Consider the following 24,217-nt stretch of genomic DNA (forward strand, 5'->3'; position numbering starts at 1 on the left):
ATTACATTTTTGTCCAATCACTGAATTGTGCATCAGTTCCCCAACCCGGATTTTGCTCGAGCACACCATTGGAACGGTCTATTTCTATCTGAGGTATAGGCCAGTAACCCTGGGTTTGCTGTAGACGCTTCTTATAATCATACTTGACCATAGGCGTGAGAGCGGCGGCATTGATAACCTCAAAGCCTGTCTGGCGATTTAGTGCATTTCCTGCCTCTTCCAGACTTGGGCCGGACCAGCGGAGCAGATCCCACCAACGGATGGATTCGAAAGCAAACTCCCAACGGCGTTCCTGTTTAAGTGCATCCAGCGTGTATGAGATAGGGGCTAAGTGGGAACGTTGGCGTACTCTGTTCAAACCGGTTGCATCTCCTTTCAATTCGGAATGCATCAGCAGTACATCGGCAAAGCGGATATGAATAAGATCGGTGATATTCAGTAACTGCGGGGAGGTCTGGCTGGATATGCCCGGATGTAATGTTTTTCCAAAAGCTTCGAGTACTCCGTTGCTATTATATGCATTAATGTTGATGTATTTCTTGTTGAAGTATCCGGTCTGCTCGTAATAGCGGTAAGAAACGGTATATGCGGGTTCCGAATCATCTAAACGGAAGTCTGCCAAAACATTTCCTTCATTGTTGGGGTCCATAGCCTTGTATGACCAAATAGAACCGGAAATACGCGGGTCTTCAGTGTATCCATCCAAGAATGTTTGTTGTTTAGACCACTCTTTCCAGTCCTGAACCATACTGGGAGATACCGGGCCTGCGCCCCAACCAAAATTGAACGGATAACTTTCTTCTTTCCAGTCGGCATCGTCACCGGAAGGGGAGTAGAACATTGCACATGTATTGGCAAACCATGTGTAGGTCCATGTGGAGGTCAGGTTGTGCTTGTTGGCAAAGAGTGTTTCAATTGAAGAATTTCCATCCCAGGCGAGTTTATGCTTCACTGCATATGCATATTGCTTCTTGGAGCTGGTACTGTTAGTGGCAGAGTTCGTGTAGCCCCATAGGTTACGTTGGTCAGAAATGAGGTTGTGTCCGGAATGATCTATACAGTCTTCCAGCCAACTGATAACTTGTTCTTTTGTGATTTCGCCTTCGGGAGTCAGAGGTAAAGTCTTCTTGTCATAACGTCCGGTATAGAATAGAAATACTCGCGCTGCAAGTGCTTCGGCTGCATACTTGGTAGCATGGCCTGCCATGGCATTCCCGGCCGGATATATCTGGTTAGGCATCATCTCAATTGCATTCTTTATATCAGAAGCAATCAAGGCATATACTTCGTCAACGGATGCCCGCGGGAGGTTTACAGCTTCAATCGTGGTACGAAGGGGAACGCCGCCGAATATCTTTACTAATTCATAGTAGGTCCATGCCCGGAGGAAATAAGCTTCGCCAAAGTGACGTAAACGTTCGGATTCACTTGACCAGCTTTTTACGTTATCGAGCGTGTTAATCGTATTGTTGGCACGATTGATGAGTTGATAACAACGGTCCCAGATGCCAAGTCTGCTGTTCAAGTTTCCTTGATAAAGCAAGAAGTTCGTGGCGCAATTGCCGGAATAAGAGAGGTTACCGCCTAAGCAATCATCACTGGCCAATTGGGCTGTATAGTATTCTGAAGATGTTTCAGGATCTTCAAACAATAACTTAGCATAGATAGACGTCAACATTTGGTTGGCATCTTTCTCCGTTTCCGGAAAGTTCTCTGTTGTTTTATCTGTAAGTAACTCAGTGTCAAGGAAACTTTCACATGACGTGAGTATGAAAAGTGCAGATAGTATATATATTAGTTTTTTCATATTTTCATATTATTAGAATTTGACATTTAAACCGAGCATACATGTGCGAGCTTCCGGATAGTATCCTAAATCTATGCCCTGTACCCAACCAAAATCACTACCATAACCGATTTCGGGGTCCATACCTGAATATCCGGTAAAGGTGTATAAGTTCTGGACTGTAGCATAAAGTCTGAGCTGCTGCAGAGGGATTTTCTTGAAAATCTTCTTGATATCAACTCCGATTGTAATATTCTTGATTTTGAGATAATCTCCATTCTCTACATAAATATCGGAAACTTTAGACCAATTGCTTCCACCAGTGCTTGCCAGGCGTGGTAACTTGTTGGAAGTTCCTTCTCCGTGCCAACGTTCCAGGATGTCTGTGGTAAAGTTCTGCAATGGAGAACTGGCATAATCCCGGTAGCATTTAAGTATTTGCTGGCCGAAGGCTCCATAAGTAGTAACCGATAGGTCAATCATTTTCCAGCTGACATTGAAAGAGAATCCAAGTGTCATGTCCGGATGGGGATTACCAATTTCTGTACGGTCATTCGAGTCAATGACTCCATTCTTATCGACATCTGCCCAGATCACATCTCCTGGTTGTGTTTGAGCACCATTTTCTTTAGCACCTTTGTATTCGTCTATTTGTTTTTGGTTCTGAAAAATGCCGAGACTCTTGTAGCCATAGAAATATCCTAAAGGTTTTCCAATTTCTCCGCGTGCACATTCGTCGGATGCATTCCATAAATTGCCCGACGGTCCATGGAGGATACCATCTTCATTGGGAAGTTCGGTAATTCTGTTTTTATTGAATGCAGGAGCCAGATTGATACCATAATTCCAGTCTTTACCTATGTTGTCGTTCCAGTGAAGGCCGATTTCAAATCCAGTATTCCGAATAACTCCGCCATTGATGGCAGCCGGACTTGAACCGAATGAATAGAGTACGGGTGGGGTAATAAGCCAGTCTTTGGTTAACCTTCTATACCAGTCGAATTCGAGCGCCAGACGTCCATTGAAGAATCGTGCATCGAGGCCTATGTTGAGCTGTTCCTGGGTTTCCCATGAAAGATCCGGATTAGTCAGCTTATATGCGTAGGAACCAATAGAAACCTGATCCATGGAGTTGCCAAATGAATAACCTCCATTGCCGTTGTTGGCAGTGATACGTGATATATATTCGAAGGTGTTCACGGCGTTATTACCATTCTGTCCCCAGGATGCACGCAGTTTTAAGAAATCCAGCCAATTGAGATTCGGCATGAAACTTTCGTTTGTAATGACCCAACCTGCCGAGAAAGACGGGAAATATCCCCATCGATGACCACGGGCAAAAATAGAGGAACCATCCGCACGCATAATGGCGGTTGCCATGTACTTTTCTTTATAGTTGTAGTTTATACGACCAAAGAAGGAAGCCATTTGCCCTGCTGCTCCGGGAGCTCCTGTTAAAGTCTTAATTTTATTTTTATCATCGTACTTTATGTTGCTCAGATATGCATGTTTAAAGTCTGAGAATTCAGAACCTTCTGCATTGGCACTCATGGAGTCACCCATTCCGTATTTTTCAAGACTCTGCCCGATTACCGCGTCAAAATGATGGTCTTTTATGGTGAAATTATAACTGGCTGTGTTTTCCCAGGACCAGCGGTGGTTGAGTGACATGGACTGAGTTACCCTGTCTTCTTGTGTCGTCAGGCTTTGACTTAACTGGCGATAGCTGGGGATATAAGAACGATAACTTGAAGCAGACAAGATGTATCCGAATTGTGACTTGATTCGTAAATTCTTGATTGGTTGCAGCTCTGCATAAAAACTGGATTGTAAGTAATGGCTTTTGCTTAAGGCATGACTTGTGTAGTAATCCATATACGCTATTGGATTTGTGGTATTTTCCCCATACCCTTCTTCTTGTGCATCATCATATAAGTAGTACTCTCCTTTACTGTTATAGGCATGCATCAATGGGGGAGTGGTTAACATATCACGTGTACCATTCCAATAAATGTCGCTGGTAGCAAAAGAACCTGCAGTCTGCTGGTACTTGTAATTAAGGGTCTGCCCAATTTTGAGTACATCAAGGTTCCCTATCTTTTTGACAATATGATTAGAGTTGATACGTGCATTGTATCTGTCCATACTGGCAATGCGACCGGGAGCTCCCATGGTAGCTTCCTGATTGAAGTAGGTAAAACCAATAGAGAAGTTGGAACGTTCTGTACCTCCGGTGAAGTTCAATGAGTGGCTTTGGATGGGAGCATCATTATTTAAGATCTCTTTTATCCAGTTGGTACCATTCCAGGTTCCTTCCTGAATAGCTTTATAATCAGCTGCCGGTAACCATTTTTCCCAGTTCAGAAGTGAAGTACCATCCATCATGTGCATTTCATCTTCTATCATCATATATTCCTTAGCATTCAACAGGGTGGCGATTTTAGGAAGATTCTGAATACCATAATAACCATCGTAAGTAACCTCAAAGTTACCTGTTTTGCCTTGCTTGGTAGTGATGAGAATAACGCCATTGGCGGCACGTGAACCATAGATAGCAGCAGATGCGGCATCTTTTAGTACATCGATAGATTCAACGTCGGCAGGGCTTAGACCATCTATGCTGCCGTTGACCACTCCATCTACTACATATAAAGGAGAAAAATTACCATTGGTTCCGAGACCGCGGATATTGACTTTAAATCCCTGTCCGAGGAAACCGCCGTTTGATGTGATATTTATACCAGGTGCCTGGCTTTGCAGCCCCCCCAGAACATCCGTTGTATTTAGCTTTGCGATATCAGTACCTTTTACTTGTACGGTAGCTCCGGTAACCAATTTCTTTTTCTGAACTCCATAGCCAACTACTACTACCTCTTCCAGTAATTCGGAATCTTCTGTCAGCGTGATTTCCATCTTGGGTGTTGCTTTTACTTCCAGTGTCTTATATCCGACGAAAGAGATTACCAAAGTAGCACCTCTTTTCACGGTAAGAGAGAATTTACCATCTATATTGGTAATAATACCATTGTTTGTTCCTTTTTCCAGAACACTTGCTCCGATAACAGGTTCGCCTGTCTGATCTGTTACCGTGCCATTGATGACTTGCGATTGTAGCTGTTCTGCAATTTCAGATAAACCTTCTGAATTAGTACCGATTGCCAGGGCGGTATTGCTTCCTATTAGTAAAGCTACAATGGCAATAGTGGTGAGGAATTTGTAATGTAGTGTTCCTCGTTCGCGATTTTCATTCATGATTTGATGATTTTTGTTTAAAGCTAAATGGGAATATAAAATAAACTAGATAGAAAATGAGATGGACAATAGAATGTCTGGGTGCATTGTTTCCTTTTTCATAAGCATTTGTTTTTCTTAGGTTGATATTATAAATTAAGGTGTTGCAGCATTCTGAATCAGAAGTTATTTTATGTCTTATCTGATCTTGCTACTCCAAATATAATCCGTATTTTCATTATTTAAAATAAATGGTGAGCTATATTAATAACTGTTATATGTCGTTTTATTTGCTTAAGAAACTTGCGTGAATAAAATATTGATTTAGATACAACTCGCTTGCATATTTGAAAAATGTGTTATTTTGATATTATATATTTAATAATCATGTTGTTATATTAATAGTTGTGCTGTTTTATGTTCGTATATTTCTTTGTTTTAGCTTTGCTTTTAAAGTTCGTTAACTATTTTTGCCCTTCAAATTGAAATGAATGATGGGATGAATGGGCTATGCTTTTCTCTACTTTTAGTTAAAAAGTATAATGTTTACTCATTGGAGGAGTTGGCGGATTAGTGATTCTTTTAGCTTAATTATTAGAGGTGTTACTGTTTCATCTGAATAGTACCCGGTCTATATCAAGCCCGTACCAACTCCGTGTCTGGTCCGTCTGTATAGATACGGAGCAAACACGGACTTGGCACGGTTCGAATATTAAAGCGAACGTATTTATTCTGGAAACAAGGAATGTTTGTCTGTTTTAGAAACTTATCGTATCTTTGCACTCGGATTAAAATGTAAGATACCGTGAATAGCGGTCGTGTATTCTAGAACACCACGTAAAAAACAGGATTTATGAAGCAAAAAGTATCTGTGCCTTTTATGCTGCTGGGTATTTTATTTAATGTTTGCCTAATTGCAGCTAATCTTCTTGAAACCAAGGTTATTCAGGTTTTTGGTATAACCGTTACAGCCGGATTATTGGTTTTCCCTATTTCTTATATTATAAACGATTGCATTGCTGAGGTGTGGGGCTTCCGTAAAGCACGTCTTATTATCTGGAGTGGTTTTGCCATGAACTTCTTTGTGGTAATGCTTGGCTTGATAGCCGTTGCACTACCGGCTGCACCGTTTTGGGAAGGAGAAGCCCATTTCAATTTTGTTTTTGGGATGGCACCGCGTATTGTTGTAGCAAGTCTGACCGCGTTTTTGGTAGGTTCATTTCTCAACGCTTATGTCATGAGCCGTATGAAAGTGACAAGTGGTGGACGAAACTTTTCTGCCCGTGCTATTTGGTCGACAATAGTAGGGGAGACGGCGGATTCTCTTATATTCTTTCCAGTAGCTTTTGGTGGTATTATTGCTTGGCGTGAATTGCTTGTAATGATGTGTATTCAGATCGTATTGAAATCCTTGTATGAAGTATTGATTCTTCCGGTCACTATCCGTGTAGTAGCAGCTATTAAACGGATAGACGGTAGCGATGTGTATGATGAGGATATTTCCTATAATATATTGAAAATCAAAGATATTTAAAATAGCGTGAATAAAGAAGTTGCATTAGTCGTTTTTAGTGGTGGACAAGATTCTACCACTTGTCTGTTTTGGGCAAAACGTAAATTCAGAAAAGTGGTTGCCCTGAGTTTTTTGTACGGACAGAAACATGAGAAGGAGGTGGAACTGGCACGGGAAATAGCTCGTGATGCCGATGTGAAGTTTGAAGTAATGGATGTATCGTTCATCGGTAAGTTGGGACATAATTCCTTGACGGACACTACCATGGTAATGGATCAGGAAAAGCCGACGGATAGTTTTCCTAATACGTTTGTACCGGGGCGCAATTTATTCTTCTTAAGTATTGCTGCCGTGTATGCTCGTGAACATGGCATCAATCATATTGTGACGGGAGTGTCACAAACAGACTTCAGTGGATATCCCGATTGCCGGGATGCCTTTATCAAATCGCTCAATGTGACCTTGAACCTGGCTATGGATGAACAGTTTGTAATTCATACTCCGCTGATGTGGATCGATAAAGCTGAAACCTGGGCATTGGCAGATAAATTGGGAGTACTTGACTTGATACGCAATAAAACCCTGACTTGTTATAATGGTATTCCCGGGGATGGTTGCGGGCATTGTCCGGCATGTAAGTTACGCCGTGAAGGATTAGAGAAGTATTTAAGTCGTAAATGCTAAAACTTTATATTATGAGTGAATTAAAAGACCAACTGTCCCTTTTGGGAAGAAAAACAGAATATAAGCAGGATTATGCTCCTGAAGTGCTGGAAGCTTTTGATAATAAGCATCCCGAGAATGATTACTGGGTACGTTTTAATTGTCCGGAATTCACCAGCCTGTGTCCTATAACCGGGCAACCGGACTTTGCAGAAATCCGTATCAGTTATATTCCTGATATAAAGATGGTGGAAAGCAAGAGCCTGAAACTGTACCTTTTCAGTTTTCGCAATCATGGTGCTTTCCACGAAGATTGTGTGAATATTATAATGAAAGACTTGATTCGCCTGATGAATCCTAAATATATTGAAGTTACAGGCGTTTTTACTCCACGCGGTGGTATTTCCATTTATCCTTATGCTAATTACGGGCGTCCGGATACAAAGTATGAAGGCATGGCGGAGCATCGGTTGATGAATAGAGAATAAAACAGCAATGGGGGTGACAAGAAACACTCCCATTACTGTTTATTGAATTATTTTTTTATGATTGTTATTGAATGCAAGTATAAATATTTTTCTGGTATTATATTGATTTCCACAGGACAAAATTGCCATTCTTGAACAAAAGCGGTTCTTGACTTGTTAGTCTAAAAGACTAATTGTGCAATCATGAAAATACTACATATAGGATATTTTTTACTTATTTTCCTCTTATCTTTTTCTACTCTGGCGTCTGCCGATGATAAGAAAGAGAATTCTGGTACTGATTTGCTGATTATCAGCAGTTATGTATCGGGTGCCCCATGGAGTCAGACTATCATTTCACACATCATGCAAAAAGAGTATGATCGGAAAGATATAAGTATGAAAGTAGAATATATGAATATTTTGACTATAGAAACACCTGAAATATTGGATCAATATAAAGAAAATCTTTTTTCTACTTATGGTCATAATTCACCTAAAGCGGTATTGATGTTGGGAAATGCTCCTTTGATATTACGCGATGATATACGTAAATACTGGGGAGATATACCTTTGATAGTATGTGCTGAAAGTAGATATATAGGACCGGATTCTACCTATATATACAATCAGATAGTTCCATATAAAGATCGTATCTACTTGGAAGATTTGCACAATGAGTATAATATGACTTTTTTGGCTGCGCGTGCTTTTATTCCTGAAAGTGTCCGGTTGATGCGCCGTATGATCCCGAAGATGAAGAGTTTACTGTTAATAGGTGACCAGACTGACCGTGATATTGATTATGACCAGCAACTCACTGAACTGATTAAGACAGAATATTCTGATCTTGATTATAAGTTTCTGTCAGCCGGTACCTGGAGTCCGGATCAGTTGCTGGATACATTGCGGAGGGTGGTTCCGGAAGAAACTGGTATTCTATTTGCTTCATGGTTCCACAAACGTATGTTTGCGGGTAATATGCTTATGATGGCAAACTCTTACAAAGTGATTGCCAACTCTATATTGCCTTGCCCGTTTTTCGCATTATCTTCTTCTATTTCAAGTATTGAGGAGGATGGGACTATCATTGGTGGGTGTGTATATGATATGAACCTGTACTGTGAGGAAATAGTTAAGATGATTAATGCTGTAGCTGACGGCAAGCAAGCGCGGGATATCCCATATTATAATCCGAAGTCCATGGTTCTTTTTAACTATCCTTACATGGTGGATTTTGGCTTATCCCCTAAAAACTGTCCTCTGGGAACGGTTTATTTAAATGCTCCTCCTACCTTCCTTGAAAAGTACCAGTCTGCTTTGGTAGTAGGCAGCATTGTTTTATTGTTAGTTGTTCTCTTTTTCCAACTTCGCCGGAATAAGATTCTGGAACGACTTCAGTTGGTAGAGCAAAATCAGCGTTTCACTCACTCTAAAATGGCTATGGCATTAGAGGTTGTTGATTTGCTACCTTGGCAATGGGATTTACGGACGGATGAAATAACATATAGTTCTTACAAACCGATAGAACAGGGTAAAAAAGAAGTTTCGGAAATGACCTATACGACTGATATCAACAACTATCTAACCTTTGTTTGCGAGGAAGATAGAGAGCGCATCCGGCAAGTTTTTAAGGATGTACGTGCCAATAGAGTTGATAAAATTAAAGAAGAATACCGCGTTCATCGTCCGGATAAGCCCAACGATTCGGAAGACTGGATGGAAGCCCGTGCCTTTGTGGAACAATATGATGAAAGAGGAAACCCTTTGATCGTGGTGGGGTCATCATTGTTTATTACGGAGCGTAAAGCGGCAGAGCGTGAACTGATTGCTGCTAAGGAGCGTGCGGAAGAATCTAATCGTCTTAAATCCGCATTTCTTGCTAATATCAGTCATGAGATTCGTACTCCGTTGAATGCTATTATTGGTTTCTCCAGCATATTGACAATGACTGAAGACGAAGAAGAGAAGAAGGAGTATGTCAGCATCATAGAGAAAAATAATGGTATCTTGTTGCAACTGATCAATGATGTTCTGGACTTATCTAAGATAGAGGCCGGAGTTCTTGATTTATATTACTCGGAATTTGGATTAAATGGGGTATTGGTAACTCTGAGAGGAGTTGTAGGGTCACGTTTGCAGAGTGGAGTTGATCTGATATTTGAGCCGGGAATGCCGGATGATTACATTGTTTATTCTGAGAAAAACAGACTTCAGCAATTGGTTTTGAACTTCCTGACTAATGCCTGTAAATTTACATCAACCGGTAGTATCCGCTATGGTTATGAAGTACGTGAGAAAGACATCTATTATTATGTAACTGATACGGGAACTGGTATTCCGGAAGATAAACTCCATCTTATATTCGAACGTTTTATCAAGTTGGATAGCTTTAAGCAGGGTACCGGTTTAGGTTTACCTATCTGCCAACTCATTATTCAGAATATGGGAGGAGAAATCGGAGTGAATTCTAAATTGGGAGAAGGTTCTACGTTTTGGTTTACGCTTCCCCTCAAACCAAAACAGTAAGAGGGGAAAGCGTTGTTCTTATATGACAGCTTTATTCTCAATTAAGTTCTTCAATCTAACTAAGGCTTCGATATAATAATAATCTGCATAAATGATGGCGGCATCTATTTCCGAATTATTCGGCAAGTGTCCGGTGGAGTGAAGAAGGAATGCCGGTTTGTTTTTGCCGCATTGATACTGGTCGGAGCTTAGACTTTTCAGCATTTTTATGGCGGCATTCTTATATTCATTTCCTTTTTTGTCTGGCAGGTAGGTGGATAATTCCAGCAGGGCAGAAGCTGTCACGCATGCAGCAGAAGCATCACGTGGAGCATTTGGAATGCTGGGATCATCAAAATCCCAATATGGCACATAGTCTTCCGGCAATCTTTCCAGATATACATCTGTCACTTTCTGCACGAAATCCAGATACCGCGGATCTAGCGTTTCCCGGTAAACTACTGTATATCCATAAATCGCCCACGCCTGTCCGCGTGCCCACATGGTATTGTCTGCATATCCCTGGTGCGTAACTCCTTTTATGAAGTCGCCCGTCAAAGTATCATAGACAGCTACATGATAGGAGGTGTAGTCGGGACGGAACTGATATTTCATAGTTTTATCAGCGTGTGATACAGCTATATCTGCCAGATATGGGTTCCCTCCGTTCTTGGCAGCCCAGAAAAGCATTTCCAAGTTTATCATATTATCCATGATAGTATTGTGTCCACTGAACATATCTATATTGCGTGGCCATGAAAGTATGGTGCCTACACGAGGTCTGAACAGGGTTGCCAGTGAATCAGCTGTGTTCAGAATCACCTGTTTGTATTCCGGATTATGCGTCAGTCGATACCCGTTGCCATAGCTGCAAAAGATCAGGAAGCCCAAGTCATGGTCGTATGCCGGAATCTGTGACAGGAACTTTAACGGTTCGGTGAATTTCTCTGCTTCTTCCTTTATGGCTGCTTTGCCGGTATACTCGTAATCATACCATAAAATTCCCGGCCAGAAGCCACTGCACCATTCATCCTTTGTTGCTTTTCGGCAATGCCAGGTGTTGAGGCTGTCCATGATGTTACGGGGCATCATCGAGTAGTCGATAGTACCTTCTGCTGCTTTTAGCTCTGTTAAAGTGCGTTGTACCTGGGCGTCACAGTAATCCAGCGCCTCATATACATCCACATTCATTCCTTTCTCGGGCATGTTGCAAGCTGTAAGCATGCACAGGCATGCACCGAACAGTAGTTCTTTTGTTTTCATATAATCAGTCTTTTTATTTATCTATGTGAAACCAGTCGGCATCTACCCATCCCCGTTCCTTACCATAAGGAGTGGTACTGAATAATCCTACTTTGGCACCTATCCATTTTCCCTGACGGGCTGTGAAAGGTATGCCTATAACTTTATATTTCTTACCATCCAGGCTGTAATAGAAGTGGCAGATACCACCTTTCTCCACTTTTACGCGTAGATAGATGTCTCTTTCGTAGTTGGGAAACAAACCTGCTTCGTACTTTCTGCTGGCAGGTAATTCTGCCAGGCGAGTGACTGTTTCGGGTGTCTTTTGCTCTGCATCCTTGCAAGTCACTTGTTTTAATATAAACTTATCGCCCTCTTTCTCTACTCCGAGGTAACAATAGTCCCAGCCCATTACAATCAATCCGGATTGCTGTCTGTCCATTTTGGCGGAAACTTTTAGTTTGGTAGTTGCTGTGAACTCTTCTGCCATGAATTTCTGCAATAAAAGGTTCGGCACTTCCCAGAAATTCACAAAGTTTTCGGAGAGAATATGTCCGTAAATACGGATGAATCCCAGGTCGGAAGTATATCCGAATGTATCCTGATAATTGGCATGCCATTCCCATTGTAGTCCTAACTGACGAGTATTGAACTCGTCACTGTCCGCAGGTGTTTCTACCGGGTAATCCTTGCCTACATTGGGCTTTTTATAACGGGTTACGGGTTCTCCACAACCATCGTCGTCCTTATCTTCTCCAATTACAGGCCAGTCGTTTACCCACTTCATCGGGTTCAGGTGAACGACACGCCCATACATGGCTTTATCCTGAAAGTGAACGAACCAGGATTCCCCTGTCTGCGTATCAACCCATGCGCCTTGGTGGGGACCGTTGATGTCGGTAGAACCTTGTGCCATGACAATCTTCTTCTCATAAGGACCGTATATATTCCGCGAACGCAATACTAACTGCCATCCGGTTGCTACTCCGCCTGCCGGGGCAAAAATATAGTAGTAGCCATTCCGCTTATAGAGCTTGGGACCTTCAATTGTATGATTGATTCCATCATTACCATCAAAGACCAGTACCGGATCACTTATCACTTTTGTTCCTTCTGCATTCATCTCACAGATTGTGATAACACTGTTCAGTGCGGCACGACTTCCTGCCCATGCGTGTACCAGATATACTTTTCCATCTTCATCCCATAGTGGAGCAGGGTCTATCATGCCACGACCGGCTTTTACCAATATCGGTTTCTCCCATTCTCCGGTCGGATCTTTGGTCTTTACCATGAAGATGCCATGATCCGGATCTCCCCAATAGATATAAAACTCTCCATTATGGTGGCGGATGGATGGTGCCCAAACACCTTTTCCATGCTGGGGAGCATTGAAGAACTCGATGGGTTCTATTTGTTTCAGCGCATAGCCTGCGTATTTCCAGTTAACCAGATCTTTGGAATGGAGAATGGGCAAACCGGGAGCACATCCGAAGCTGGAAGCCGTCATATAAAAATCTTCACCTGCCGCGCAGACATCCGGATCGGAATAATCGGCATGCAGCACCGGATTGATGTATGTGCCATCCTTCTGGTCAGATACCCAGGCTTTGGATACATATTGGGCTTCCGCCTGCCAACAGGCAACGCATAGCAATGTAGTAAGCAGAAATATCTTTTTCATCTTTTTATTTACCTTTTAAAATATCCTGAAAACAAAGATTTTACCTAAACAAATTCTTACCTTTATCTACTGAAAATAATCTTAATGTGTTATTTGCCTATTAATACGAGCGAATCTGTTTATTCACTCAATGGAATATCATATTTTATAATCTTTCTCCTTTGTACTTTTTATACTTCTTCATTTCCTGCCTGTCTATAGGTACCAGTCTTATGGCAGCTCCACCACTGGGTTTCAGCTGGAACTTCATGGTTTGTGAAGCATTGACAAGCAGATAAGTACATTTTACCTGTGTACTTGTTTTTATCTTTTCTCCCCCATCCGTATAGATGCAGGCGAGGTAATTCTTTTCTTTATCGAGGAACGTGAGAGGTATTTCTTCTTCAGAACCTTCATTGTTGGTCATTGCTGCAACAAACCATTCCTGACCTTTCCGGCGTGCCATTGTTATGTTTTTGCCGGGAGCGCCATCCAATACTTTCGTATCGTCAAACACGGTTTGCAAGTTCTCAAACCATTCTATTTCCGGTTCTCCATGATAGAACGATGGTTTGTCATACCAGAATATAGTTTGCAGAGGGCTGCAGAACACGAGCGATGCTGCCAGTTGGTGAGCATGAGTCGTTTTCAGCCGTTTGTCGAAATAACAGATCGTATAGTCGGCTGCACCGTTTATCATACGAGTGAAGGGGAGCGTGACATTATGAGTTGCATCGGGAAATTCTTCGTTTCCACAAATGCCTTCCTGAGTTAATAAATTCGGATAAGTACGGCTGAAGCCTGAAGGGCGATATTCATCATGGATATTCATCAGCAGATGATTCTCTGCCGCCAAGCGAACCATGTCGTGCATCCAAGTTGCCCAGCGATGGCTGGCGTATTGTACGAAACCGGATTTCACTCCGACAATTCCCCATTCGCGGAGCAATGGGAAAAGTTCACGCATTTGCTTCATGAGTGCATGCTGGTTTACGTACACCCAGATACCAACTCCTTTTTCCTTACCATAAGCTATAACACGGGGCATATCCAGTTTGGCAACCACTTTTGTGGCATCCCCGTCATGTGAAGTACAGGGTATATACCATTGCCAGTCGAAAAGCATATACGGGATATTATGTGCTGCACAGAAGTCGATGGTTGCAATAGCTCCTTCGGTTGTGATAGTTGTTTCGCGCATAATCTTGCCTGGTTTTACCCATGCGGTGGCATCGGCAATTTCACACGGTGGATTCAGATTCTGGATGATATCATTGTGTTCCAGCAATTCACCCGGTTTGTCGGCTGCCATGACTATCTTCCAGGGAGTGGCATAATAAGTCACTACATCCACAGGGCTATACATTACAGAAGTCAGTGTATTCTTCTTGTCTGTGGAGGCAAGGTATTTGGTCAGACACCAGTCGTCTACATCAGCATCTGCGAGTGCAGCCCATTTACCATTCGGGAGTTCCAGCGTAAGGGCACGTTCTACCGGATGTTTGATATCATCAATGTTCAGGTATTCAAAGAAAGCCTGTGCCCATTGTTCGGTCCATGCTTTTGTACCTGCCGGTAAGGCGTATTCTGTGAGATCACCTACTACTTTATGAAAGATAGCCTTTGGGTGTTCCGGGAAGAAATAGCGGAAAGCTACTCCTTCATTATAGGCACGCACCTCAATGTTGAGTCGGTAGCCGGAGTTATCTTTCTTGGAGAGATAAAGGGCGCCGGCCCGGTAATGATCGCGTACACTGCTACGTTCACCGTAAAGCGGCTGCCAGGTGATGTCAGTTTCGGGTTGGTAAGTCACAGAGTCCACTTCCAGATTGTCCATCCAGCAGGCAGGCTGTTTTAGGTTTCGTGCTCCCAGAGCCATTTCCCATATCCGGTTGTCCAGTTCCAGCCCGGCACGTGATTCATTGACTACAGGTTGTGATTTGTAATCTACCCGATAACAAAGTTCGTTTACCGCGGGTGAAACCTGCTTCTGGTAAAATGCTATTTCATGTGTCCCGTCAGGAGATGTCAGCTTCAGTTCCTTGCCATTGTCTGCAAAGAGGGAAGAAGTGAGAGCTAACATAATAATTGCTGAGTCGATAGTCTTCATATCTTCGTATTTATTGTTTTTATATAAATACGATTTGGGATATGAGGATACTCAATGTATTCTATCTTTTTAGGGATATAATGTTTGAGATAGTTTGTGAAATATAGAAACTACGTTCCACCGGTTCAGCCGTCTGTACTTTGCCTGCAATACCGTATTGCCAGGCAACTACCGTTACTTTTACCGGAAATTTACTGCGGGGTGGGATAGGAGTGAATACAATTTGGTCTCCTTCTATTTCAGCCGGACCTTCTTTGATGTAGTAAGAGACGGGCAGTCCATAATCACTTGTGGCTTTTAAAGATAAAGAACCGCTTTCCGCTTTCACATCGGGTAATCCTGGAAATAATATATACTGCCTTTGTCCTTCCGTATTCCGGTAGGGGATGCGGATACTGACTTCCTGAACAGCACTTTTATACTTCCGATCTCCTGTCTGGCTTGCCAACAGACATATATCACCGGTACGGCGCGGATTATTCATACCCATCCGATAGAAAGATACCATGAATGTGGTGTCATTTACCTTTTCTACTGGTCCACAGATGCGACTGATTATCGGTGTTGCATCTGCATGCTCATCAGATAGTCTGGTTCTCAGGGAATCCGTACATACGGCTTTCAGGTGGAAAGTGATTCCATCGGCTTCCGGATTGAAGCGGGGCTGTACACGTACATGCTGCTTCTTGTCGTATGTCAGTAAACTGCCGTTTTGCTCAAAACCCAGATACTGTTCTTTCTTTCCGCGGCTTTGTGTATACCGTGCTTCGCTCGCTTCCGCTATTTCACGGTCAAAATACCAGAAAGCATTATGAGGATCACCTTTATATTGTGAATAGGGGGCGGCTTTGACTCGCTTCTTCTGATCGGGATGCCAGCGTTCTGCCAGCCAGCCTTTGGTTGGGTTTACCGGATTCAGTTTTACTTTACCGTCTTTCGTTACTTCATCCGTCAGTCGTTGATTGATAGCTTTTTCCAGAAATAGAGCAATGTATGCGGCTGTTTCATCTGCCACATCGAAATGTCCCCGTCCTGCGTCACACAGAAATGAGATGCAACTTTCAGGATACATCATGCGGAAGGCCAGTGCCGGATTTACCCGGGCTTCCCACCATTCATATTCTCCTTCAATCATCAGTCCGGGTATTCCATCTATATTACGGGTACGTCCCCATTCCAGGTTCTCACGCCCGTAGCCGGTAAGATTCGTACGCGGAGCATCGCCATGCAGGGAAATGATAGCCAAGGTACGTTCCGGATTCCATGCTGCAAAATTCCAGGGATAGGTAGCCATAGCCGAGTGGCCTATGGGAACGATGGGGACATTCTTCAGTTCGCTATATCCGCTGACTTCTGCCAGGTCGACCATCATTTTCTCAAATATCTGTTGTGTGCCTTTCGATACATCCCATTGCTGATCAATACCGGGAGTTATCCATACAAAGCCGATTCCCAGCTTCTGCATCTTTTCGCGGAAAAGGGGATTATCAAAAAGAGTTTCTTCGCTCATATTGTGTTGTCCTACAATAATTGCTTTTACCTGTATACAGTCAGCGGGTATCCACAAGAAAGCCGTAGGATTCCGGTTCGTTTCATTAGAGACGAATCCGTCAAGGGTCACAGACCATTGCCATTCCCCTGCCCGCAAACAGGGAGAGAAGAACAGCAAGAGGATGATCGAAAAAAGCAGTCTATATCTATTCATGTTTTTTTGTTTTTTACAGTATTAATACGAACGAGGAATAAGCTTCACTCAAAAATAAGGGATTTAAAACAATGATTCCACAAATCTTATAAGATTTGTGGAATCAGCCTGTTTTTGTTATATTTCGGTGAGCCTTAGTATTCGTTAATAATCTTTTATTTAGAGGCTTCTTTCAGTTGTTCCGTTAACTTATCCATATCTTCCGGGCTGGCTGCCGATGGGAATTGTAGTACCCCTTCTTTATTGACAATGGCATAATGCGGAATTGACAGCATACCATTCTGTCCGAACTTCTCATAAATTTCCATTTTGAAGGCTTCGTTGATGATGACGTGTTCTCCTTTTAAGTTATAGTGTCCTGCCATCTTTTTCCAGAGTTCAGCTTTTTGGGGAGTATCGATGGAAACATACAATAATACGATATCATTTTCAGCAGCATATTTCTGCAAAGGCTTGACGTGTGCAAACGAAGCACGGCAAGGACCGCACCAAGTAGCCCATACGTCGATAAAGATCACTTTATCCGGGTATAAGTCAGTAATTTCCTTAAAGGTGCGTACACTGTCCGTATTCAATATATGAATGTCTTTCGGAAGTTCGGCTTCATTGAACGCTTTGTTCTTCTGCATCGCTGTTTTTAATTTCGGCATTAGCACGCTTTGGGGATATAATGTCTTGAATCCCTCATACAATGCAGGAATGCCGGTTGCAAAATACTCACGGCTTTCATCTTCCAGAATGAGAAGTCCCATTGCCACCTCTTGTACCCGGCCTTGCAGATTTGCTTTATACCAATCGAATAAAAGCTGATTGCGTTCATTGTCATCATTCGTGCGCCTTTCATGTTTCATGAAAAGATCTATGCCTGCCATATTCGATACGACATCTGCAAATGCAGGAGAGAATACGCTTTCAGCCTGACCGACGTTTGCAAAATCCAACATCCGGGCGTAAGCATCGTCCCATTCCTTCTTGACCGTTTCGGAACCTCTCCGGTAGTTACCGAAATACTGATTCATATATGCCATTAAAGCCTGTATACGTATATCTTGTATGGCTCTCTGCCTGAGCTGATCGTCCACTCCTGCCACTTCTTTTTCTAATGTAGTGGCGTAGTCTGTCAGCTTTTGATATACGGATGAGGCAACCGTGTCCTTACTGACGTTAAAGATATCTCCCCGGCGTGCACGCAGATTAAATACGTCTTCATTCAGATCAGCCAACTTCTTGAGTATTTCATTTTCTTTCGTCAAGCCGTCAACCGGGTTTAGTTCATTCGGTTTGGAAGCATCGATATCAAGCGTCTGTTTTCCCGGAGCAAGATAGATACTACCTAAGTTTCGCTTACCATATAGAAAAAGAGTCAGCTTTTCACTCCCGTTTACAGGTAAGGTAATCTGATACGTGCTGTCGGCATTTAAGCGTAAAGTATCAATATTGTTCGGTAAGTAAATGCCATCTGTAGTGATGTTATATACAATGGGAGCGCCGGATGTATTCGTTACTTTACCTTCTAAAGTAATACTCTTCTGGGTACATCCGCTCAGGAGCATACTGGTTGCTATGCCGCCAAGGCATAAAGAGTTGATAAATTCCATTATTTGTTTTTCATTTGGTTCATAATCTGAGACGCTAAAATAGTAATAAGGTTACACTGGGACAATTATTTTCTGTTATTTCTCGATGATTGCTTATTTTATCTTGATGCCTTTTATAAAATCATTGGTTACTATTCCTTTCAAGTCCTTCATCCGTTCTCCATTGATTACTACATTTTCAAACGTCACGTTTTGCACGGTTCGTTCTTTGTCCAGTCCTTGAATCAACGATGGATTTTCTCCTATGCCTGTATATGTAATATTCCTGAAAGTAATGCCTTCAATACCGCTTCCCGGCTGTTTATCATATTTTTCGTTGAAACGTACTTTTACATAAAACAGTCGTCCTTCCTGAATATTCTCTACCCGGATGTCTTCGAAGAGAATATTGCGAACCTGATTTTTATCACCACAATCCACTGTCATGCAACCTTGATAAATAGGATCATCCTCATCATGTTCCAGAATGTCGATGTTACAGAAAGTCAGATTCTCTATCACTTCTCCTGTCGGTGAGTCCGGATCGCCATGACCGCCTACATTGATGGGATGTGCCACATCTGCCCAAAGAATAGAATTCTGCACGGTGATATCAGATGAACCTCCCCACCAGTTCCAGCGGTGATTGTACAAAGCAATGCAATCGTCCGAATTGCGCATAAAGACATTGTCAATAAGTACCTGGCGGCAGCACATCATATCTATACCGTCACTCCATCCTTTACAACTGAAGGACTTCAGATTTTTAATCGTAATTCCTGTGGAACCACCTCCGAATACGGTATAATGGTCCGGATTCACTACTGTAATGCCATCTATACATATATTTTGGGAATCTGTGATTTCAATGCCCCGTACAGCGTGGTCTATGATTCCCCGTCCGATGATGCGGACATTCTCGGCTTTGTCTACCACGAGTTTTGCCTTGACCACAGCTCCGGGGGCCAGATACACGGTTGTATTACTTGGTATCCGCATCTGATTGTTTGGTAAGTCTTTGGGACGGTGTGTGCCCGGACCGAAATACATTACTCCTTTAGTTTCTTTTTCATACTTTTCAGTCTCTATCGGGTTGGCAAAAAGATGCAGGTTGTGCAGTCGGTCACCATTAAACTCAATGGAGAGATATTGTGGCTTTTCCAGAGTGAAAAGAATGGTGTTTTGTATCTGTTTGTATTCAATACCTTTACTCAAAGGGCGTATGGCTACTTCGCGCACAGTGCCATTGTTCTTCTTCACCATTACTTCTACAGGACTTCCCATATCAAATTGCACCATGGAAGCATCCTGCACTTTGTCCATATCTACCTGTACGTTATATTCGAACAAATCTTTCCACTCACCACCAGGGATGCGCACGCGTACGGTATAGTCATCATTGTGCGGCATCCCGGTACTCAGTGTGCCGGGATAAGTCACTAACTGTGCCTGTATAGATAAGCTGAAAAGGACTGATAAAATAGTTGTAATCAGTTTCATAGGATTATTGTTTTATATGTTTTTCTGTAGTGAAAGAGTATAAGTTACACCTTTCTCTGTAGGAAAAGAGTACATATTTTCATCGTCTGTAGTTACTTTCACTGTACTTCCATCTATACTTTTCACTGCTTCAATTCGGGAGCTCGGAGAATAAATACGGCAGATGCTTCCTGCTCCGGACTGTATGGAGCAGGTTGTAAGTCTTGCTTTCTCCCATTCAAAAGTAAAGGTAAAATTGCCTTCTGCACGCAATCCTTTTACGTAGCCCGATTTCCATGCTGTAGGCAATGCCGGTAGTAACTGTATAAATCCCTGATGGCTTTGCAACAACATCTCAGTAATACCCGCAGTGGCACCAAAATTACCATCTATTTGGAAAGGTGGGTGAGAATCAAGCAAGTTTTCATAAACTCCTCCTTTATCATTATCCATACTAATAACAGTCATAGTTGAAAGACTGAGTGCTGATTTGAGTAGGCGATAGGCATGATCTCCATCCAGTAAACGTGCCCAGAAAGCTATTTTCCAAGCACGGCTCCATCCTGTCCCTAAATCTCCACGCGATTCTAATGTCTTCTTGGCTGCATCGACATATTCCATGTTTTGCAGATTGGATATTTGATTTCCTGGATAAAGGGCGATCAACTGAGATAAGTGTCGGTGTTGATTGCCTAAGGTATCAAGTTGTTGTTTATCTTCTTTCCATTCACGAATTTGTCCCCAGGGACCTATTGTAACACCATTGTCCAATTGATTGAATTTAGACGTCAGTTCAATGACAAAATCCTCATCTATCGGAATTTTTGCTTCCTGCAAAGCCTGCACAGCCTCCGTTGTTTCACTGAAAAGTTGCCAGATAAGTTGCTGTGCATATGCAACGCCATCTTCCCAGGGGCCTTGTTCAGGAGACCATTCGTTCGGAGCAACAAGAGTACCGTCAGCTATCGGTATCAATCGGTCGAACCAGTACTCGCATGCGCTGCGCATTACAGGAAAGGCGATAGTGCTCAAATAATCCATATCCAATGTATAGGCATAATGTTGCCACAGATGCATGCAATACCAGGCATTGGCCGGTCGGTTGATGTTCCAGTCTGTATATCCGAATATATTACTTTGGGTTTTGATAGTCCAACCTCTGAGTCCTTCACTGCGTGCCAGTTGTTGCCAACTGCCATCCGGACGTTGAGCTTCAGTAGCAATGTATTGAAGGAAGGGTTGGTGACACTCTGTAAGATTACAATTCTCAGCCGACCAGTAATTCATTTGTATATTGATGTTACTGTGAATATCACATTGCCAAGGCGGAGTATTATTGCTGTTCCAAATACCTTGCAGATTATTAGGCAAATTCATTCCACGTGAAGAAGATAACATCAGATAACGTCCATACTGGAAGTAGAGCATATCCAGATAGAGAGATTCTTTATGTGAGCGTACCAGTTCATCGGTAGGAATAGTGGGTAGTTCTGCATTCAAGTCCAGTTGTACCCGGCTAAAGAGTGGACGATAGTCATTGAGATGTGCGGCTTTTAACTCTTCGTAATTTTTAGTAGTGGCCTGCTGCAAGCTATTGGTCAGCCGACTGTGCAATTGTTCTGCTGTTTCAGTTACGTAAGTAGCAGAAGAAAGATCGAAATTCGTGGCTGCAACCAATAGAAGTGTGACTGCATCAGCTTCTTCGACGCTCAGTTTATCTGAATCGGAGATTAAAGTTCCTCCTTCATTAAGTACTTTCAGTTGTGCTTCGTAGGAAAGTAAGTCTAAATTTCCATGTAAAAAAATGGAGCTTTTATCTACTTTCAAGTGAGTTCCGGGGCGTGCATCACTTAGGCTAACTGTAAGATTGAGCTTCCCTTTACTTCCAGGAGTACTCAGGCGCATAACTATCGCTTTGTCTGGATAGCTGACGAAATATTCCCGGAGATATTGCACACCATTCTGCTGATAACTGACTGTACCGATGGCATCATCCAATGAGAGTTCGCGACGATACTCTGTTGCTATGCTGTCCTGATTCTTGAAATCAATATATAGGTCACCAAAGCTTTGGTAGGCACCACGTTCAGTAGTGCTCCCTGTCCATAATGTCTTTTCATTGAACTGTATTTGCTCGTGTGCCACACCACCGAAGAACATGGCTCCCAATTCTCCATTACCGATGGGCAAAGCAGATGTCATCCAGTTTGTAGCAGGGTGTGCGTACCACAACTTCAGGGTTACCGGTTGCGTTTTAGTGCAAGAAATCAAAGTAAACACAATCCATATAAAAAGGATTGGAAAGCCTATAAAAGAAAATAACTTGTTCTGTATCATGAAATATTACTTTATTATTTTTATTCGCGTACAATTCCTTTCACAATGACCTCGGAAATGGCAGCAGGCGATTTCTCAGAGAAGCGGATACGTACAAAACGTGCATTTACTGATTATTTCTTAAAAGATAACAAGACTTGCTGTACGCTTTTGGTTGTATTCTGTTTGTCTGATACGGTAAGCCATTGTTGTTTGTCATCTGAAATATCTACAGTATAGCAATATACGGCAGACGAAGGAAAAACAATCTGGATTTCATGCAAAGTTAGGCTTTTTTCTGTATCCAGTATCCAGTAAGGAGCCGTATCTTTTTCAGCATCTTGCCAAAAGGTTACCAGATTGCCATCCGCAGCCAATCCCACTGCTTGTCCTTCGTGGTAACTGCTTGCAAAAGTCGGATTATTTCGTTCAAAAGTTTGTATGCTCTTTTCTTGTTTTGTACGGACATATTTTTTTTATCACTTCGGTACTATTGCATAGTGGAATTGCCTGAATCCCGCATTTCCTTTGCCGGCGGAAAGCAATCCGATGCGCAACGCATAGAAGCCTTTATAATTGTTATGATGCAGTTGGGAGACATCTATATTCTCGGCTAAAGTGTTCCATTCTTTACCGTCTTTGCTGACCATAACCCGCATGATGTTTCCCTGATTTTGAATTTTGGCAAAGAAGCGTTTGCCTATCTTGTTGGGAAGTCCGAAGCTCTTCTCTGCATTTTGATGGATGGTAAAGCTTTTTCCGTCAGAGGTGATTCCGGCGTAAGCTTTTTCATTGTAATAGAGAATCAGACCGGCTGTATTTCCATTTCCTGTGTTTATCTCCACCTCTGTTTCATAATTCTTGTCTTCAACGGTAGCCAGCAGAAGGCGGGCATTGGCGGGAGTTTTTCCTTTGGCATTCATCCACAGTGTTTGTTGTTCGAATGTCAGGGATTGGGGAGCATATTCTTTCCAGAATGTCCATTGCAGTCCGAGATCCGGCCCATTGAAATCATCAGATAATTCTAAACCATGTTTGATTTTCTGTTTGGGAGTGATCGGGGTAGCTGTCGACTTGGTGCGATACCAGCCATCCTGTGTCCATTCAATCGGTTCGATAAGCGTGGAACGTCCCAGAGTGTGATACCCTTTTGCATACGCATGATATACAATCCACCAGTTGCCGTTTACATCGTCAATCAGTGTACCGTGTCCCTTCGACCACCAGTTATCCGTTGCACTGTAAGTATGTACCACCGGATTATAAGGAGAATTTTCCCATGGTCCTGTGATATTCTTCGAACGGGCGGAAACCACCATGTGGCTGGTTGCCGGACCTGCTGTTCCTCCCTGGGCGGAAGTCATGTAATAGTAGCCGTCTCGGTAATTCAGTTTGGGCGATTCCAGACACATGCATTCCGTATCCCATTCTTTGGGATATATCCAACCCTCATATACCTGTTTCTTTTCTCCGATGGTGCCCAGTCCGTCGTTTGTCAACTGAATTACTTCTCCTTCGTTCACATATAAGTAGCGGTTTCCGTTCTCATCGGCAATGTGCCCCGGATCTATGCCACGTACTTTTAGGTCGATCGGTTTGCTCCACGGACCTTTGATGTCATTGGCCCAGATTACCCAGTTGGTACCTCCTGCGGGATAATAAATGTAGTATTTCCCTTTATATTTCAACAGATCGGGAGCCATGGCAGAGCCCTCGTATTCCGGCATTACCCGACATACAGGTTCCCAGTTCATCAAATCCTGGGAGTGCCAGATCAGGAATCCCGGTGCATAATAGAAAGGTGAATGAGTCATGTAATAATCCTCCCCGTCGCGCATGATGGAGGGGTCGGGATAATCGCCCGGTAAGATTGCTTTCGGATATTCCTGTGCATCCATCCGGGATACCATCAGGGCCAGAAAAATAAAGAATAAAAGTTGTTTCATGATATTTATAT

At 42.7% G+C, this 24,217-nt stretch carries 14 protein-coding genes and 1 pseudogene; 4 read left to right on the forward strand and 11 right to left on the reverse strand.

What is annotated here, in order from left to right:
* Position 1: 1 nt before the first annotated feature.
* Positions 2 to 1,807 carry a RagB/SusD family nutrient uptake outer membrane protein gene (locus DW036_RS14165; protein WP_118464967.1) on the reverse strand — a complete coding sequence of 602 codons (1,806 nt, stop codon included), beginning with the start codon at positions 1,805 to 1,807 and terminating at the stop codon, positions 2 to 4.
* Positions 1,808 to 1,819: 12 nt separating this feature from the next.
* Entirely contained in the window at positions 1,820 to 5,038 is a 3,219-nt protein-coding gene (locus DW036_RS14170) for a TonB-dependent receptor (protein ID WP_118464968.1), read from the reverse strand.
* A gap of 832 nt (positions 5,039 to 5,870) precedes the next feature.
* Here DW036_RS14170 and DW036_RS14175 point away from each other — a divergent pair.
* The 4 genes from DW036_RS14175 to DW036_RS14190 all read left to right on the forward strand — a co-directional run bounded on the left by DW036_RS14175 (position 5,871) and on the right by DW036_RS14190 (position 10,189).
* Entirely contained in the window at positions 5,871 to 6,551 is a 681-nt protein-coding gene (locus tag DW036_RS14175; protein ID WP_118464969.1) for a queuosine precursor transporter, read from the forward strand.
* Positions 6,552 to 6,557: 6 nt separating this feature from the next.
* The gene (gene queC / locus DW036_RS14180) at positions 6,558 to 7,214 is read left to right on the forward strand and encodes a 7-cyano-7-deazaguanine synthase QueC (protein ID WP_118464970.1); all 657 of its coding nucleotides are present in this window, start codon (positions 6,558 to 6,560) and stop codon (positions 7,212 to 7,214) included.
* 11 nt (positions 7,215 to 7,225) lie between these two features.
* Positions 7,226 to 7,681: a preQ(1) synthase gene (gene queF / locus DW036_RS14185; RefSeq protein WP_118465231.1), complete on the forward strand. Its 456-nt coding sequence runs from the start codon at positions 7,226 to 7,228 to the stop codon at positions 7,679 to 7,681.
* 183 nt (positions 7,682 to 7,864) lie between these two features.
* Entirely contained in the window at positions 7,865 to 10,189 is a 2,325-nt protein-coding gene (locus tag DW036_RS14190; protein ID WP_118464971.1) for a HAMP domain-containing sensor histidine kinase, read from the forward strand.
* Positions 10,190 to 10,207: 18 nt separating this feature from the next.
* Here the strand turns inward: DW036_RS14190 and DW036_RS14195 are convergent, their stop codons facing one another.
* The 9 genes and pseudogenes from DW036_RS14195 to DW036_RS14235 all read right to left on the reverse strand — a co-directional run.
* Positions 10,208 to 11,431, reverse strand: coding sequence for a glycoside hydrolase family 88 protein (locus DW036_RS14195; protein WP_118464972.1), 1,224 nt, complete (start codon positions 11,429 to 11,431; stop codon positions 10,208 to 10,210).
* 13 nt (positions 11,432 to 11,444) lie between these two features.
* The gene (locus DW036_RS14200) at positions 11,445 to 13,094 is read right to left on the reverse strand and encodes a glycoside hydrolase 43 family protein (protein WP_118464973.1); all 1,650 of its coding nucleotides are present in this window, start codon (positions 13,092 to 13,094) and stop codon (positions 11,445 to 11,447) included.
* Between the two features lie 145 nt (positions 13,095 to 13,239).
* Positions 13,240 to 15,183: a glycoside hydrolase family 97 protein gene (locus DW036_RS14205; RefSeq protein ID WP_118464974.1), complete on the reverse strand. Its 1,944-nt coding sequence runs from the start codon at positions 15,181 to 15,183 to the stop codon at positions 13,240 to 13,242.
* A 61-nt stretch (positions 15,184 to 15,244) separates the two neighbouring features.
* Entirely contained in the window at positions 15,245 to 16,888 is a 1,644-nt protein-coding gene (locus tag DW036_RS14210) for a hypothetical protein (RefSeq protein WP_118464975.1), read from the reverse strand.
* A gap of 155 nt (positions 16,889 to 17,043) precedes the next feature.
* Positions 17,044 to 18,486 carry a TlpA family protein disulfide reductase gene (locus DW036_RS14215; protein WP_118464976.1) on the reverse strand — a complete coding sequence of 481 codons (1,443 nt, stop codon included), beginning with the start codon at positions 18,484 to 18,486 and terminating at the stop codon, positions 17,044 to 17,046.
* Between the two features lie 93 nt (positions 18,487 to 18,579).
* Positions 18,580 to 19,965 carry a glycosyl hydrolase family 28 protein gene (locus DW036_RS14220; protein WP_118464977.1) on the reverse strand — a complete coding sequence of 462 codons (1,386 nt, stop codon included), beginning with the start codon at positions 19,963 to 19,965 and terminating at the stop codon, positions 18,580 to 18,582.
* A gap of 12 nt (positions 19,966 to 19,977) precedes the next feature.
* The gene (locus DW036_RS14225) at positions 19,978 to 22,281 is read right to left on the reverse strand and encodes a glycoside hydrolase N-terminal domain-containing protein (RefSeq protein WP_118464978.1); all 2,304 of its coding nucleotides are present in this window, start codon (positions 22,279 to 22,281) and stop codon (positions 19,978 to 19,980) included.
* Positions 22,282 to 22,394: 113 nt separating this feature from the next.
* Positions 22,395 to 22,703, reverse strand: coding sequence for a discoidin domain-containing protein (locus tag DW036_RS14230; RefSeq protein ID WP_118464979.1), 309 nt, complete (start codon positions 22,701 to 22,703; stop codon positions 22,395 to 22,397).
* Positions 22,704 to 22,757: 54 nt separating this feature from the next.
* A pseudogene (locus DW036_RS14235) lies at positions 22,758 to 24,206 on the reverse strand (family 43 glycosylhydrolase); the annotation flags it as partial.
* Between the last annotated feature and the right edge of the window lie 11 nt (positions 24,207 to 24,217).

Origin of the sequence: Bacteroides sp. AF39-11AC, from assembly GCF_003474285.1 — a bacterium.
Classification (GTDB): domain Bacteria; phylum Bacteroidota; class Bacteroidia; order Bacteroidales; family Bacteroidaceae; genus Bacteroides.

Bases quoted from the DNA above. Each gene is read 5' to 3' on its own strand.
- DW036_RS14165 (WP_118464967.1), bottom strand. From the start codon at position 1,807: ATGAAAAAACTAATATATATACTATCTGCACTTTTCATACTCACGTCA.
- DW036_RS14170 (WP_118464968.1), bottom strand. From the start codon at position 5,038: ATGAATGAAAATCGCGAACGAGGAACACTACATTACAAATTCCTCACC.
- DW036_RS14175 (WP_118464969.1), top strand. From the start codon at position 5,871: ATGAAGCAAAAAGTATCTGTGCCTTTTATGCTGCTGGGTATTTTATTT.
- queF (WP_118465231.1), top strand. From the start codon at position 7,226: ATGAGTGAATTAAAAGACCAACTGTCCCTTTTGGGAAGAAAAACAGAA.
- DW036_RS14190 (WP_118464971.1), top strand. From the start codon at position 7,865: ATGAAAATACTACATATAGGATATTTTTTACTTATTTTCCTCTTATCT.
- DW036_RS14195 (WP_118464972.1), bottom strand. From the start codon at position 11,431: ATGAAAACAAAAGAACTACTGTTCGGTGCATGCCTGTGCATGCTTACA.
- DW036_RS14200 (WP_118464973.1), bottom strand. From the start codon at position 13,094: ATGAAAAAGATATTTCTGCTTACTACATTGCTATGCGTTGCCTGTTGG.
- DW036_RS14205 (WP_118464974.1), bottom strand. From the start codon at position 15,183: ATGAAGACTATCGACTCAGCAATTATTATGTTAGCTCTCACTTCTTCC.
- DW036_RS14210 (WP_118464975.1), bottom strand. From the start codon at position 16,888: ATGAATAGATATAGACTGCTTTTTTCGATCATCCTCTTGCTGTTCTTC.
- DW036_RS14215 (WP_118464976.1), bottom strand. From the start codon at position 18,486: ATGGAATTTATCAACTCTTTATGCCTTGGCGGCATAGCAACCAGTATG.
- DW036_RS14220 (WP_118464977.1), bottom strand. From the start codon at position 19,965: ATGAAACTGATTACAACTATTTTATCAGTCCTTTTCAGCTTATCTATA.
- DW036_RS14225 (WP_118464978.1), bottom strand. From the start codon at position 22,281: ATGATACAGAACAAGTTATTTTCTTTTATAGGCTTTCCAATCCTTTTT.